General features: G+C 71.9%; 10 protein-coding genes. 6 read left to right on the forward strand and 4 right to left on the reverse strand.

Translation table 11 applies throughout. The features are described from left to right. Nucleotides 1-5 precede the first annotated feature (5 nt). On the forward strand, nt 6-1,082 hold the full coding sequence (locus A6A08_RS15220) for an agmatine/peptidylarginine deiminase (protein ID WP_073703255.1): 1,077 nt from the start codon (nt 6-8) through the stop codon (nt 1,080-1,082). Beyond that, nucleotides 1,079-2,815, forward strand: a complete 1,737-nt coding sequence (locus A6A08_RS15225) for an amidase (RefSeq protein WP_073703256.1) — start codon at nt 1,079-1,081, stop codon at nt 2,813-2,815. The genes A6A08_RS15220 and A6A08_RS15225 overlap by 4 nt, the downstream gene beginning before the upstream one ends. Before the next feature lie 286 nt (nt 2,816-3,101). Here the strand turns inward: A6A08_RS15225 and A6A08_RS15230 are convergent, their stop codons facing one another. After that, nucleotides 3,102-3,296: a hypothetical protein gene (locus A6A08_RS15230; RefSeq protein WP_378697929.1), complete on the reverse strand. Its 195-nt coding sequence runs from the start codon at nt 3,294-3,296 to the stop codon at nt 3,102-3,104. Between the two features lie 134 nt (nt 3,297-3,430). Here A6A08_RS15230 and A6A08_RS15235 point away from each other — a divergent pair, with 134 nt between their 5' ends. After that, nucleotides 3,431-3,631, forward strand: coding sequence for a hypothetical protein (locus A6A08_RS15235; RefSeq protein ID WP_073703257.1), 201 nt, complete (start codon nt 3,431-3,433; stop codon nt 3,629-3,631). A gap of 251 nt (nt 3,632-3,882) precedes the next feature. On the opposite strand, the gene A6A08_RS15240 is transcribed toward A6A08_RS15235, so the two are convergent. Beyond that, entirely contained in the window at nt 3,883-5,037 is a 1,155-nt protein-coding gene (locus A6A08_RS15240) for an MFS transporter (RefSeq protein WP_242422640.1), read from the reverse strand. Between the two features lie 808 nt (nt 5,038-5,845). Here A6A08_RS15240 and A6A08_RS15245 point away from each other — a divergent pair. Further along, nucleotides 5,846-7,222, forward strand: coding sequence for a PQQ-binding-like beta-propeller repeat protein (locus tag A6A08_RS15245; protein ID WP_073703259.1), 1,377 nt, complete (start codon nt 5,846-5,848; stop codon nt 7,220-7,222). Nucleotides 7,223-7,316: 94 nt separating this feature from the next. On the opposite strand, the gene A6A08_RS15250 is transcribed toward A6A08_RS15245, so the two are convergent. Then, nucleotides 7,317-9,686 (reverse strand): hypothetical protein, encoded by a 2,370-nt coding sequence (locus A6A08_RS15250; protein WP_073703260.1) that lies wholly within the window; start codon nt 9,684-9,686, stop codon nt 7,317-7,319. A gap of 525 nt (nt 9,687-10,211) precedes the next feature. Here A6A08_RS15250 and A6A08_RS15255 point away from each other — a divergent pair. Both A6A08_RS15255 and A6A08_RS15260 read left to right on the forward strand, forming a co-directional pair. Beyond that, complete coding sequence (locus A6A08_RS15255) at nt 10,212-10,997, forward strand: RNA ligase family protein (RefSeq protein WP_073703261.1); 786 nt, start codon at nt 10,212-10,214, stop codon at nt 10,995-10,997. Continuing rightward, nucleotides 10,981-12,141, forward strand: coding sequence for an AAA family ATPase (locus tag A6A08_RS15260; RefSeq protein WP_073703262.1), 1,161 nt, complete (start codon nt 10,981-10,983; stop codon nt 12,139-12,141). The genes A6A08_RS15255 and A6A08_RS15260 overlap by 17 nt, the downstream gene beginning before the upstream one ends. 261 nt (nt 12,142-12,402) lie before the next feature. Here the strand turns inward: A6A08_RS15260 and A6A08_RS15265 are convergent, their stop codons facing one another. Next, nucleotides 12,403-15,213 (reverse strand): BTAD domain-containing putative transcriptional regulator, encoded by a 2,811-nt coding sequence (locus tag A6A08_RS15265; protein WP_073703263.1) that lies wholly within the window; start codon nt 15,211-15,213, stop codon nt 12,403-12,405. Between the last annotated feature and the right edge of the window lie 84 nt (nt 15,214-15,297).

The raw sequence follows: 15,297 nt of genomic DNA on the forward strand, positions 1-15,297 counted from the left end.
CTGACATGTTCGCTCACAGCTCCGCCGACGAGCCGTCCCCCATGGTGATGCCGCCGGAGTGGGCACCTCACGAACGCACCTGGATGGCCTTCCCGCCCGCCAACGCCACCTTCGGTCCGCCCGGGAGCCAGACCCTGGCGCGTGCGCGCAAGGCATGGACCGCGGTGGCCCACACCATCGCGCGCCACGAACCGGTGACGGTGGTGGTCGCGCCCGAGGACGCCGAGGCGGCCACGGCGCTGCTCGGCCCGCGGGTCGAGACCGCGGTGGTGCCGCTGGACGACGCGTGGATGCGTGACTCCGGGCTGACCTTCGTGCATGGCCCCGACGGGCGTGTGCGGGGCGTGGACTGGGTGTTCAACGGCTGGGGCGCCCAGGAGTGGGCGTCCTGGGGCTCGGACCGGCTCGTGGGGGGCCGGATGGCCGAGCTCGCCGGGGTCCCCCGCGTCCCCAGCACCCTGGTCAACGAGGGGGGCGGCTTCCATGTGGACGCCTCGGGCACGGTGCTGCTGACCGAGACCGTCCAGCTGGACCCGGAGCGCAACCCCGAGCTGGGCAGGGAGGACGTCGAGGCGGAGATCCACGCGAGGCTGGGCACGGGCCACGCCGTCTGGCTGCCCCGCGGGCTCTGGCGCGACTACGACGAGTTCGGTACCCGGGGGCACGTGGACATCGTGGCGAGCTTCACCGAGTCGGGCACCGTGCTGCTGCACCGCCAGGACGACCCCCGCCACCCGGACCACGAGATCACCCGGAACCTGCGTCGGGTGCTGGAGAGCGCGGTGGACGCCGACGGCGAGCCGCTGCGGATCGTCGACGTACCCGCCCCCGGGACCCTCATGGACGAGGACGGGGAGTTCGTCGACTGGTCCTACATCAACCACTACGTCGCCAACGGGGTCGTGGTGCTGTGCGGCTTCGACGACCCGCAGGACGAGGTCGCCGCGCGGATCGTGGCCGAGGCCTACCCGGGTCGCAGGGTCGAACAGGTCGACGCCCGCGACATCTTCCGGTTCGGTGGCGGCATCCACTGCATCACCCAGCAGCAGCCCGCCCCGCGAGAGCAGGAGAGTGCACTGTGACCGACTTCCACGCAGAGCCCTATGACGTCGTCGAGGCACCGATCGCGCGGCTGCGCGAGGACCTGGAGCGGGGGCGCGTGACCAGCGAGGCGCTGGTGCGGGCCTACCTGGCGCGGATCGAGGCCTACGACCGCACCGGGATCACGCTCAACGCCGTGGTGGTGATGAACCCCCGGGCCATCGCCGAGGCCAGGGCCTCCGACGGGCGCCGGGCGCGTGGCGAGGTACTGGGGCCGCTCGACGGGATCCCCTACACCGCCAAGGACAGCTACCAGGCCCGCGGGCTCACGGTCGCGGCCGGATCACCGGCCTTCGAGGACCTGGTCGCCCAGCGCGACTCGTTCACGGTGAGCCGGCTGCGGGAGAACGGCGCGGTACTGGTCGGGCTGACCAACATGCCGCCCATGGCCAACGGCGGCATGCAGCGCGGCGTGTACGGGCGCGCCGAGAGCCCCTACAACGGGGACTACCTGACCTCGGCCTTCGCCTCGGGTTCCTCCAACGGTTCGGGGACGGCCACGGCCGCCAGCTTCGCCGCCTTCGGGCTGGCGGAGGAGACCTGGTCCTCCGGGCGCGCGCCGGCCTCCAACAACGCGTTGTGCGCCTACACCCCGTCCCGGGGCCTGATCTCCATCCGGGGTAACTGGCCGCTGGTGCCCACCATGGACGTCGTGGTGCCGCACACCCGCACCATGGCCGACATGCTGGAGCTGCTGGAGGTCATCGTCGCCGACGACCCCGAGCCGCGCGGGGACTTCTGGCGCTGCCAGCCCTGGATCGAGATCCCGGCGGCCTCGCGGGTGCGGCCCGCGTCCTTCACCGACCTGGGTGTGGCCGACGCCGACGCGGGGCGGCGGGCCCTGGCCGGACTCAGGATCGGTGCCCCGCGCCTGTACACCGGGCGGGACCCCGAGGCCGGTACCTCGGAGAACCCCGGTATCGGCGGTCCCACGGGGCGGCGGGTGGCCACCCGACCCAGCGTGCTGCGGTTGTGGGAGGCGGCCCGGGCCGACCTGGAGGCCTCCGGCGTCTGCGTTCAGGAGACCGACCTCCCCGTGGTGAGCAACTACGAGGGCGACCGTCCGGGCGCGCCCACCGTCAAGACCCGTGGTCTGGTCAGCCAGGAGTACCTGGACCGGGAGCTGCTGGACCTGTCCGCCTGGGCCTGGCAGGACTTCCTGCAGGCCAACGGCGACCCCGAGCTGAACGACCTGGGGCAGGTCGACGGCGCCCGCGTCTTCCCGCCCGTTCCGGGCGCGCTGCCGGACCGCTACGACGGGTTCGACGACGACATCGCCGCCTACCCGGAGTTCGTGCGCCGCACGGGGATCTCGTCCTTCACCGAGATCCCGCACCTGGAGGAGGGGATCAAGGGCCTGGAGCGCACCCGCCGGATCGACTTCGAGGACTGGCTGGACGAGCTGGGGCTGGACGCGATCGCCTTCCCGGCCGTGGCCGACGTCGCGCCGGCCGACGCCGACGTGAACCCCGAGTCCGCGGACATCGCCTGGCGCAACGGGGTGTGGGTCGCCAACGGCAACCTCGTCTGGCGCCACCTGGGCGTCCCCACGGTGACGGTACCGATGGGCACGATGCCCGACACCGGCATGCCGGTGGGGCTGACCTTCGCCGGGCGCGCCTACGACGACGCGCGTCTGCTGAGGATCGCGGCGGCCTTCGAGGCGACCGGGAACCGCCGCCAGGAGCCGCCTCGGACCCCGCGCCTGCTCTGAGGACCGGGGCGGCCCGAGGTCAGGGGAAGGAGTCTGTTTCCGCCGCGCTGGGGGCGGGGCCCCGGCGCGGCTTCAGCCTGCCCGCGTCGGCTCGCTCGGCGGCCAGGGCCCAGCTGGTCCCGCCCCGGCGAAGCGCGGGGCTGACGGTGTCGGGGCTTCGCCGCCATCGACGACGACCCACATCGGCAACCTGTTCGTCCACGAGCGCGAGGCGCTGTACCCGGCCTCTGTGGTCCGTACGGCTGGGATGCGAGCATCCCTGCGTCAACGCACCTCGCGCAAGGACTCAGGGGTTCTCGGAGCGCATGGCTGCCCGCCCGACCCGTACCGAGGGCTCGGTGACCGGGGCGAGCCAGAGGCCGGTGAGGGCGTCGGTCAGCCCGGCGGCGGCCCGGCCCCAGGAGTCCCTGGGGGTGCGGCCTCCCTCGGCCAGGGCGCGCTCCCGCTCGGCGATCATGTACACGATGAGCTGGCTGGCCATGTCCTGGCGCTCCGCGCGGACCTCCGTCGGCAGGTCGGGAAGGCGTCTGCGCAGCTCTTCTTCCGCGTCGCGGCGACCCCGAGCATGACTGGAGGCGGGGGCAGGACCCACCGGAGGCCGAGGTCATCGACCTCGTGACGGCCCGCGCATCAGCTGATCCCGTCCTGGCCCGCGTCGGCGCGCGGCTGCCCGACTCCGCCACGGTGGCGGGTCTGCGCGGGGTGACCCGGCGGACCTACGTACCCGTCATCAATCATCCCGACATGAGGCTGGACGCCGCCTTCCAGCGCTTCCACCGAGGCCGGATCCTCGCAGCCGTCCCCTGGGACGTATGAGTCGATGCAAGTCGGCCAAGGGCCTGGTGGAAGCGGCGACCGCTCACGACGGCACAGCCATCATGGTCTTCGTCCAGCTCACGGAAGGACCCGGCCACCGTCCTGGCGAAGCGCGGCGGGCATCCGGTACTTGAGACGGCCATACCGGAGTCGTCTCGGCGTGTGTGGAAGAGCCCAGGGTCGACAGCACGGCCTGCTGACGCCGTACCGCGTCGGTCAGGAACCGCCACGGGGTCGCGTACACCACGAGTTCAGTCCGGGCACGCACGGGGCTGGCGGTCGACCAGGGCGGCGAGGAGTGCCGCCGACAGTGCGAGTGATGCCGACGCCAGCAGCAGAGCCAGCAGGTGGTGCGGTGAACTGCCAGCGCCAAGAGAAGAGCCCGCGGCGGAGGACATCAATGCGCCACCCCCGATCGACATCGCGGCGGACAGGCCTGCCGCGGTTCCCGCAAGACCGTCGCGCCCGGACATCACCCCCATATTGGCGACAGGCATGGTCAAGCCGTTGCCTATGCCGATGAACATACAAGCAGCAAAGAATGCGAGAGGGTGGATGCCATGCAGTGTCGCGAGGATCAAACCGGCCAGCAGCCCCGAGCATGTCAAGATGCGCGCATAGACGAGGATGCGGCTCCTGAACACTCGGGAGGCAAGGATTCCTGACAGGTATCCGCCCAGGACGAACCCGCCCGGAACCATGGCCATGTACAGTCCCAGCGCGACACTTGATCCTCCGAAGTGACCGCTCATGACCAGGGGAGCTCCTCCCAGGAACACATAAAGCGTCCCCATCGAGAAAGCCATGCAGAGAGTGTAGGCCCAGAAGCGGGACGAACCCAGTACCCGCCGCAACGAGGAAGGAAAGCTCTCCTTCGAATCTCCCGGGCGGAGAGATGTCTCCTCCAGCTGTCGCATTGACACAACGAGGACCACTCCGCCGAGGACCGCGAGAACGACGAAGATCGAACGCCATCCGAACAGCTCGTCCAGAACCCCGCCCAACGTGGGCCCGAGCATGGGGGCAAGCGCCCACCCCATGCTCGCGAAGCCGATCTTCCTTACCGCCTCATGCCCGCTCGACGTTTCCTTGATGACGACCATCGCGGCCGAGAAGCACGCGGCGATCGCCGCCTGGAACGTGCGGCACACGAGGAACACCTCGATACCGGGCGCCAGCGCACATCCGATGGACGCGACAATAAACACCGAAACGGACACCAGCACGACCGGGCGGCGCCCGTAACGATCCGACAGGGCGCCGGACACGGCTTCGGTCAGGGCGGTGGCGATCGCATACACCGCAATCGAGAGATTGACCAGGGCGAAACTCGTTCCGAGCGCGCCTGCGATGTTCGGCAGCGCCGGCAGATAAACAGTCACCGGCAGCACCGACATCGCCGTCATCAAAATGAAAACGGTACGACGCGGTGGATGCGTTGACTTCCGCGCGTCAACAGACCTGGGCATGCCGCCTTCTTTCTAGGTGTGCCGTCCCCGCCCGTCGTGGTTCCCAATGGTCACCGGCGTTGACCGGTCCGCCGTCAGCAGAGCCCGTATTCGATCGCGCCTTCCCTCACCTTCCTCCCGACTCGCCCCAGGTCCACGGGCGAGCGGGAGGGCCGTCCGGACAGGGAAGGGCGAGCGGGGCACGGGTGGCGGGTCGGGCTTTGGGCGAACGGTCCGCCTCGTGGGCGTCCTCCAGACGACGGTGCGGCTCGTTGTGTGCCGCTGTCGGGTTCAACGGGACGCGCGCTCCTTCTGGCGTCGCACCGTCTTCCCGTTGTGGCCGTCCACGTCTGTTCGGCGGTGTTCATCCTCGCCCACCCCCGGTATCGACGGCCACCCCTTCGGACGGATTCGGTGCCACGTGGTTCCTCGTTCGCGCCGAGGGGGCCCGGCACCGACAAGCGGTGCCTCAGCGGCCAGGGCCGGGAAGGAGAACGCGCGGGCCGTCCGGGTCCCGCTCCTCCCGCGGAGGCGACCCGGCGGCGCCGGGGCCTTCGTCGGCAGGTCACGCCGGACCACCCGCACGAACGCGCCCAAGGGCGCGGACGCCCATCCGCCAGGGGGCGTCGTTCACGGTGGATCCGCGATCGGCGACATGACAGTGCATGCGGACCTATGGCGGTCGGGAGCCGAGCTGAGCACTACCGCATGCCGTCCTCAAGGGCGCCCGCGGGACGGGGCGCTCCGTCCCGCTACGATGCGGCGCATGCGTTCCCCTTCCCGCCCCTTCCCGGTGCTCGCCCTCGCCTGCGTCCTCGCCCTCTCCGGCTGCTCGGCGCGGGGCGAGGAGGACGCCCCCGAGCCTCCCGAGCCATCGGTGATCAGTCCCGACGCCGTCGTCGTCTGCGAGGAGATCGGCGACTGCGCACAAGCGGGGTCGGTGCGCTGGTCCCGGCCCCTGGAGGGCGACTTCTACCTGGAGCGGTTCAAGGACAGCGGGCCGTTGCTCCGGCCCGCCAGGCACTGGTTGGACTACAGGTACCCCGGCCCCGGAGCGCTGGAGGCCGACGGGGTCCTCTACCTGCACACGGCTGACACGATCGTCGCGCTGGACACCGCTACCGCCGCGACACTGTGGACCGAGTCCGTGGGCGCCGACGTGGTGGGGGTCCGGTGGGTCGGGTCGACCCTGGCGGTACTCCCCGTCGAGGCCCAAGTCGAGTCGAACGTACTTCGCCTGCTGAAGGCGGACCGGAACGGGGCTCAGGTACTGGAGACGGAACTGCCCGAGGACCTCGCGCACACGGGCGTCCTGGCCTCCGACGACACACACCTGGCCCTTCGGGAGCCACTGCCCTTGGACAGCGAGGACGATCCCCGGTACTTCCTGGTCGAGGCGGCCACCGGCCAGGTCGCATGGTCCGCGCGTCTGGCTTCCGCGAGCTCTCACGCGGTGGCCGGCGAGACCCTGTACCTGGAGTACTCCCCCCAGGAGGGGCCCGCCCACGTCAGGGCGGTCGTGGACGGGGAGCAGGCCGCGGAGTTCGACATCCCCGACCGAGCCGGGCTGGACAGTGAACTGCGGGCCGTCCCCGAAGGTCCGCTCCTGTTCGACACACCCGGCTGCGCCTCCGAAGAGGAGGAGAACTGCGAGGAGGACCGGATCACCGCCGTCGACCCCGCCGACGGGGAAGTGCTGTGGACCCACACAGCACCCGGAGAGATCGTCTCGGTCTCCGCAGGGCAGGACCCCCGGGTGTTCGTCCACGACGAGGACGGCTACCGGGCCCTGGACGCCCGCACCGGTCAGGTCCTCGCCGAAGACGGTGGGATCGACGACGCCGAGCTGCTGGTCGAGTTCGGCGCCGAGCGCCACGCCCTGGAGGAAGGGGAGGCGGCGTCGCTGAACCAGCAGGAGTACGACCTGCTTCCGATCCGGCCCACCGGTCCCGGTGTGGACGTCGGCCCGCTGGAAGGGCTGGCCGCGGGGGCCGAGCACCTGACCGCCTACCCCGGGCCGGACGGCGGGGTCGTGGGCGTCTACGCCGGCTGCGCCCCGGACGGGCTGCGCCCGCCGGCGATGGACGCGCCCACGGGCGCCACCACGTGCGCCGAACCTCGCCTGTTCGCGGTGGACTACTGATCCGGGGACGGGTGCGGCCCCCACATCCGGAAGGATGCGGGGCCGCGTTGCTCAGGGGCGGTGATGCGCCCCGGTCGGGGTGGTGGCGGGGTCGTCACCGCCCGGCCCCACACAGGGGCTCAAGGCAGCGCAAGTACTGCGCCTCGGCCTCCAGTTCGCCCCCGGTGTAGCCGGGGACGAACTCCCCCTGCCCCCACAGCATGTGCGGACGGTCCTGATCGTCCAGGACCAGGGCGGTCAGGCCCGGCTCCGCCTCCGTCAGCTCCAGCAGCGGGGCCGAGGAGGCCTGCGAGCAGCTGCGGTCCAGGCAGGACAGCAGCACCAGCCGCTCCTGGGCGAAATCGGGGGTGAGCAGATGGGCCCGGTCCCGGGAGTCCACGGCCAGCCCCGGCACCGGGCGCGCCCAGCCGGGTCCGGTGACGGCGGTGTCGGTGAACTCCGAGCACAGCGCGTCGTGGCAGTCCACCAGGTGGGCCCGGCCGCCCTGGGGGTCACGGTAGGCCAGGACCGGGGTGCCGTCGGAGCGCAACTCCACCCGGGCTCCGAACCGGCTCCGCAACCGGCTGTCGTGCTCACTGTAGAACCGGTCCCCGTGGATCTGGGTGGTCTCCGGATCCGTGCACGCCCGCTCAGCGCAGGCCACCAGGGACAGCGATCCGCGGGCGGTGTCGGTCACAGCGATCGCGTACCCGCCCCCTGGGTAGGCGGCCGGGGCCAGGAACTCACCGTCGGTGAGGAAGCCGCCGGCGGCCATCTCCGGGGGGAACAGGACCACCTTAGGGTCGGCGCAGGAGGTGTCCTCGCACAGGTGCAGGCGCAGCCCGCCCCGGTCCTGCTCAAGGCTCACGCCGAGCTCCGGCGGGTCGTAGCGCTTGACGGAGGAGGCCACCAGCAGGCGCCCGTCGGCCAGTGGGGTGACCGCGGAGGCGACGTGGTGCTGGTTTTCCGGGTACGGGCGGACCAGGGTCTCCTGGTCGGGGGTCTCACAGTCCGCGATGTCGGCGCAGGAGAGCAGGTAGAGCCCCGAGTCCGGATGCGGGGCGTAGCGGTTCGCCTCCTCTTCCGCGTCCTCGTGCTCGTACTCGCGCCAGACGGTCCACAGGGCGCCGCCGTCCACGATGCGCACGCCGTCGCCCATCCAGCTCCGCTCGCCCTCGGCCACGACACGGCACTGGGGGGCGCACACTTCCAGGTTCACGTAGCTGGTCGCGGCACCGACCAGTGCCCCCTCCCCGGTCGGCTCCAGGCTCACCGAGAGTTCGTCGCTGTTGATGCTGGCGACCGGGTGGGCGTCCATCTCCGGCAACCCGAAGGGGTTGGCTGCCAGCAGGCCGGGGCCCAGCAGCGGGGGGCCGAACACGACCAGGGCCAGGGCGGGAACCAGGACCAGCCGGGGCCCGGTGAAGGCCGAGTCGGAGGAGCGCCCGGAAACGGAGGCCGCGGGCGCGGGCAGGTGCTCTCCGGCTCGAACCAGGTCCACATCACGCACGGTCGGCTGGACCACGTATCGCGCCCCTCCGGGCGTGGAGCTGGCCAGGCCGCCCGGTGCGCGGTCCTGACCTGGTGCGGTGTAGGGACTCTCGAAGTCGCAGTAGGCCACGGGGGCGCACCCCAGGAGCAGCGACAACGGGGCCACCACCAGGCTGGTCAGCAGGGTGATGGCCGACAGCGCCGAGCTGCCGTCCGCAAGGTCCGTCCATCGCGGCAGAGCCCATTCCAGGCCCGTTCCGGCCAGCACCGACACCCCGTAGGAGAGGCTGACGAGGGTCAGGTGGATGATGAACCGGTGTCGCGCCAAACGGCAGGCTTCCAGCAGGGCTCGGAAGGGGCCGTGTCCCTCCACCAGGCCCAGGGGCAGCGACACCGTCAACGGGACCAACACGGCCATCAGCGGCCCCAGGACCAGGAGCTCGGTCACCACCGGCGGCCAGTCCGAGGCCACGGCCCAGAGGTAGAGCGCCAGGGAGCTCGCTACCAAGACGAGCAGCAGCAGGAGCCAGGTCAGGACGGTGAAGTAGCGCCGCCGTGCCCCCTGCCAGGCCTGGCGCGGGGAGATCCGGCGCCCCAGCAGGGCGGCGGTTCCCAGTAGCACGGAGCCGCCCAGGGCGAACGGCGCGACCGCCAGTCCGAGCAGCGCGACGACCCCGGTGGCGACCACGAGGGCGGGAGCCAGCGGGTTGGCGGCGGACTCCAGCACACCGTTGAGGTAGGCGCCGTCGCGGGCGGGCGCCACCACCAGGGCCTGGCTCAACAGTGTGACCGGGACCGCGGGCAGGGCCGCCACCACGAGCAGGGCCCACAAACGTCGCGCGTAGGTTACGAGCACCCGGCCGAGCAGGGGTCCCAGCTCCTTGTGCAGGAACAGGTCGGCCGGGGGTGCTGCGGCGCTCTCCTCCGCGGAGTCGTCCTCGTGTGGACCGTGCTGCGCCTCCACCGCCGTGCCTTCGCCGTCCGGGCTGTCCATCGGTACCTCGTTTCCGTCACGTGTGCGACGGCAGACTACTGGCCGCGAGAACTGCGCTCGGCGCCCGGGGCGGGCCCTTGCCGTCCGTCCTGGCGCGCCCTGTCGGCCGGGCGAGAGGCCCGGGCCGCGGTGGAGGCCGCGACGGTGCCGAGATGGTGGAGAAGCACGCCCATGTCCACTCCCGTGCCCCGGACCGGCGCACGGACGAGCCTGACAGCGATCGCGGACACCGACGAGCCCGTGCATCCGGATCATGACCGCCCGCAGGCCGTTGCCGACCACCGCCACCGGCCTGGTGGCGATGACGCGCTCAGCGATTCTCCACACGCGGGCGGATCCGACATCGTGCACCGCACCGGACAGCGACCACGGGATCCACAGCAGACCACCGTCGGGCATGGCCTGAACGGGGCCGCTCCTCCCCCGCGGAAGGACCGGCTCGTGGAAGGTGCGGCCCTTCGCGCGGCCTCTCCACGGCACGAAAACCGGTGGCCGCGCACGAGGCTGAACCGGTAGGAACCGTACATGCGCAAGTACCCCCGCACCCGGCACATCCGGGGCTCGCGCCTCCAACCGGGCGACCACGACCTGTCCGCCGCCCCCTTCGGCGAGCTGGCGGGGCGGCACCTGGTCGTGGAGGAGAAGCTCGACGGCGCCAACGCCGGAATCAGCTTCGGCCCCGGCGGCGAGCCGCGCCTGCAGAGCCGGGGGCACTACCTGACGGGCGGCCCCCGCGAGCGGCAGTTCGCCCCCTTCAAGGCCTGGGCCGCGACCGTGGCACCGCTGCTGTGGCCGCGCCTGGGCGAGCGGTACGTGCTCTACGGGGAGTGGCTGTACGCCAAGCACACCGTGTTCTACGACGCGCTCCCCCATTACTTCTGCGAGTTCGACGTACTGGACACCCGCCATGACGTGTTCCTGTCCACGCCGCGCCGCCGGGAGCTGCTGGAGGGCACACCGGTGGTGCCGGTACCCGTGCTGCACTCCGGACCCCTGGCACGGCCGGAGGATCTGACCCGCCTGGTGGGCCCCTCCACCTGCCGTACCCCCGGCTGGCGCAGCTCCCTGGCCGAGGCGGCGCGGGCGTGCGGCGCCGATCCCGGCCGGGCACTGGCCGAGAGCGACGGCTCCGACCACATGGAGGGCCTGTACGTCAAGGTCGAGGAGGGCGACCGCACCGTGGACAGGTTCAAGTGGGTGCGCGCCGGGTTCACCACCGCCGTGCTGGACTCGGGGACGCACTGGCTGGACCGGCCGGTGATCGCGAACGGACTGGTCGAACCGGAGGTGCTCTATGCGGGTGTTCGATGAACTGTGCCCGGCCCCGCCGCACTGGGACCTGGACTGGGCCCGGGTACGTGAGGCCCTTCCGTGGGTGCGCGATCTGTCCGGGGTGGAGCAGGACCCGGTCCACCACGCCGAGGGGGACGTGGAGACGCACACCCGGATGGCGTGCGAGGCGCTGGCCGGCCTGCCCGCCTGGCGCGCCCGGCCGACGGCCGAGCGGGTGAGGCTGTTCGCGGCCGTGCTGCTGCACGACGTCGCCAAACCGCTGTGCACCCGCCGGGACGGGGACGGCCGGGTCACCGCGCACGGCCATTCGCGGCGGGGCGACCTGATGGCGCGGCGCCTGCTGTGGGAGTCCTCCGGTACGGCCGGCTCCCGGGCGCGGGGGTCCTGCCCGGACGCGGTGGAGTGGCGCGAGCACGTGGCGGCCCTGGTCCGCCACCACCAGGTGCCCTTCTGGGCGCTGGAGCGGCCGGACCTGCGCCGTATCGCGTTCCGGATGAGCCTGCTGGCGCGCAACGACGACCTGGTGCTGCTGGCCACCGCCGACATCCTCGGCCGCCGCTGCGGCGACACCTCCGAGGTGCTGGACAACATCGGCCTGTACGGCGAGTACTGCGCCGAGCAGCGGTGCCTGGACCGGCCGCGCGACTTCCCCTCCGAGCACGCCCGGTTCTGGTTCTTCCGCAAGCCGGACCGCGACCCGGACTACGCCGCCCACGACGACACCCGGCTGACGGTGACCGTCATGTCGGGGCTGCCGGGAGCGGGCAAGGACACCTGGATCGGGCGCAACCGCCCGGGTGTGCCGGTGGTGGGCCTGGACACTCTGCGCGCCGAACTGGGGGTGCGTCCGACCGGCGACCAGCGGCCGGTGGCGGCGGCCGCCCACGAGCGCGCCCGCGAGCACCTGCGCGCGGGACGGTCCTTCGTGTGGAACGCCACCAACGTCTCGCGTTCGCTGCGCGACCGGTGCGTGGACCTGGCGGCCGCCTACCGGGCACGTGTGGAGATCGTCTCCGTCGAGGCCCCGCCCCGGGTGCTGCGGAACCGCCTGGACCAGCGGCGGTCGCCGGTCCCGGCCGCCGCCGTGGAGCGCCTCGTCCGGCGCTGGGAGTGCCCGGACCCGACCGAGGCGCACCTGCTGGTCCGGCGGGTCACCGGCTAGGCCGGCTCGTCTGCTCATGGGCCCTAGACCTGGACTTCTTCCTGGACAGGAACCGTTTGTCGCTGTGTGGGGCGCGGCTGGCCGAACCGGGGTGTTCCGGCGGGTTCCCGGGTGGTTGTGCGCCAGGCCGTGCCCCGCCGACGGGGCGCAGCCCAGCGGGGCGGAGTCCGTACGTCGAATCCGGCCGGGCCACGCCCCGAGATTCGGTGCCACGTGGTTCCCCGTTCGCGCCGAAGGGACCCGGCACCGACAAGCGGTGCCTCAGCGGTCAGGGCCGGGAAGGAGAACGCTCGGGCCGTCCGGGTCCCGCTCCTCCCGCGGAGGCGGCCCGGCGGTGTCGGGGCCTTCGCCGGGGAGGCAGACGTCCGACCAGACCCCGCCGACGCTCCACCGCGGAACGGGCTCTCCCCCTCCCAGCCAGGCGTCGGCCTCCGCCGCCCCGGAACCGTAGGAGCGTTCCGCAGCAACCTGACGCGCACGCTCGTAGAAGCAGCGTGCCCGGGTCTGCGCGCCGCGCGCTGCCGCGAGGCGGCCGAGGCGGAACAGTGTCTCGATCGCATCAACCCACAGCCCGAGTTCCTCGGCGGCCCGCAGATCCTCCTCCATCGAAGCGGTGACACCGGGGTGGTCGGGGACGGCCTCAGCGGCCCGGGCCAGGGAGGCGTTCGCCCGCAATCGCCCCCAGCGGTCCGCCAGGTCGAGGAAGATGGCGGCACTGCGCTCCGCGTCCCCACGCGAGGCGGACACGTCGCCGGCGTCGAGACGGTGCCCGGCGCGCTCTGCCAGTGCGGCGGCCTCCACCCAGCGGTCACCGACCGCCCTGGCACCGTCCAGCGCCTCCTCGACAAGGCCGCGCCCTGTTTCACGGTCACCACAGCGGTAGAGGGACGCCCCCGCGAACCAGAGCAGCCGGAACGCCACCTCCGGACCGGCCTCACCCGCTCGGTGCCAGCGCCCCTCAAAGGCCGCGAGCCAGCTCTCAGCGACGCTCCGTGCGATCGGCGAGCCGCCCGGGATTCCCAGCGCGGCCTCGAAGGAGCGCCGTGCTTCGCTCACCCGGTTGCGCAGCCGCCAGTACCACGCCAGCGCGTTGACCAGCCGTAGTGCCGAATCGGCGTCCGCTTCGCGCACAGCCATCTCCAGCGCCTGGCGCATGTTGACCGTCTCGGCGTCCAGCAACTCGAGGGCCTCACGCTGCCGGGCGCCCCGCAGGAGCGGGTCGGCGAGCTCGGCGTCCCGGACGTGGAAGGCGATGAACCTGCGTCTGGCCTCCCCCAGCTCACCGGCAGCTGCCAGCTGCTCGGCACAGTAAGCGGAAACCGACTCCAGCAACCGGTACCGCTTCCCCTCGCGTACCACGAGCGACCGGTCGACCAGCCGGGAGAGCACGTCGAGCACATCGTGTCCGTCGGCGCACACGGCTCGTGCCCCGGCCAGAGTGCACCCGTCCCTGTTCACCGCCAGGCGGCGCAGGACCGTGCGCTCCCCCTCGGTCAGCAGCTGCCAGCTCCAGTCGATCATCGCCCGCAGTGTCTGCTGCCGGGTGGGCCGACCGCGGCCCGGTCCAGTCGGCAGCGCGAAGCGGTCGTCCAGACCGGCGGCGATCTGCTCGGGCGTGAGCGCGCGCAACCGGGCGGCCACGAGCTCGAGGGCGAGAGGGACACCGTCCAGCCGACGGCAGATCGCGGCGACGGCCGGGGCGTTCTCCTCGGTCAGCGCGAAACCCGCAGACGCGGCCCGGGCACGTTCAACGAAGAGCCGCACCGCGCTGGAGGAGTCGAGCATCTCGTCCGGGGCACCGACGGATTCGGGCAACGTCAACGGAGTCAGCGGAAAGACGGTTTCCCCGGGAACGTCGAGTGCCTCCTGCGTGGTCACCATGATGTGCACCCCGCCGGCGGCCAACAGCGCGCCGGCCAGGTCGGCGACCTGCGCCACCACATGCTCGCAGTTGTCCAGGACGATGAGCGTCCGCTGGCCGTCCAGAGCCCCACGGAGCCAGTCCACCAGATCGAACGCGTCGGAGTCCGCCGCCCCCTCGCACAGTCCCAGCGTCGCGATGACGCGCTCGGCGAGATCGGCGGCCGACGAGCGGCGGCCCATCCCAGCCAGTTCGACGATCCACACCCCGTCGCGGAAGTCCCCGGTCAGGGACCGCGCGACGTCGATCGCCAAGCGGGTTTTGCCGACCCCGCCAGGGCCGGTCAGTGTGATCAGGCGGCCACTGTGAGGGGCTGAGAGCGCCCCGCGAACGTGCGAGCTCTCGCTCTCTCGGCCTATCAGTGCCGTGTGCGGGCTGGGCAGGTTGCTTCGTGGGCGGATCGGGACACGTGGAAGCGAGGCCGGTTCGGGTTCTTGGCGCAGAATCGAGGTGTGGAGACCGCTGACCGCCGGATCGGGATCGACCCCGAGTTCGTCATGGAGTCTGCCGCGCAGGTCGTGAAAGGTCTTCAGGGCCTCCCCCTGCCTCCCGGCCTTGAACAGGGCCAGCATGTACAGGCCACGCAGCCGTTCCCGCAGCGGGTGTTTCCCGACCAGTTCCCGCAGTTCGGCGACCATCCCGGCACCCTCACCGGTCTCGATACGCGCCTCGGCCAGCCGCTCTGCCGCGCCAACCCGTAGCTCGTCCAGGCGGGCTGCCTCGGCCCGGGCGAACGCGGCGTCGGCGAAGTCCGCGAAGGCCGGGCCCCTCCAGAGCTCCAGCGCGTCGGTGAGCAGCCGCCCCCGGGCGCCGGGGTCACCGAGTCGGTCCGCTTCCGCGAGGGCCCGTCCGAACCGTACCGAGTCGAGTTCGTCCTCCTCGACGAGGAGTCGGTAACCGGCCGGGGAGCGAAGGACACGGTCGGCGCCGAGAATCCTCCGGAGCTGGGAGACCTTGGTCTGCAGGGTGTTCAGCGGACGACCGAGTGGACGCCCTTCCCACAGGTCCTCGACGAGCTGGTCTGCGGATACAGGACGTCCCTGGTGCACCAGCAGGTCTGCCAGGAGCGCCCGGATCTTCGCTTCGGTGACCGGGACCTGCCCGCCGCTGGAATTCCACACGACCAGTGAGCCGAGCACCCCAAAACGCATGTCCCCAGCATACGAGCCGGGGCCCGGGTTTCCGTGCGTGTTCCGTGCGCACGCCGTGCGCGGTGCTTCCGATGCTGGAGCCAC

The organism is Nocardiopsis sp. TSRI0078, from assembly GCF_001905145.1.
In the GTDB taxonomy this organism is placed as follows: Bacteria; Actinomycetota; Actinomycetes; order Streptosporangiales; family Streptosporangiaceae; genus Nocardiopsis.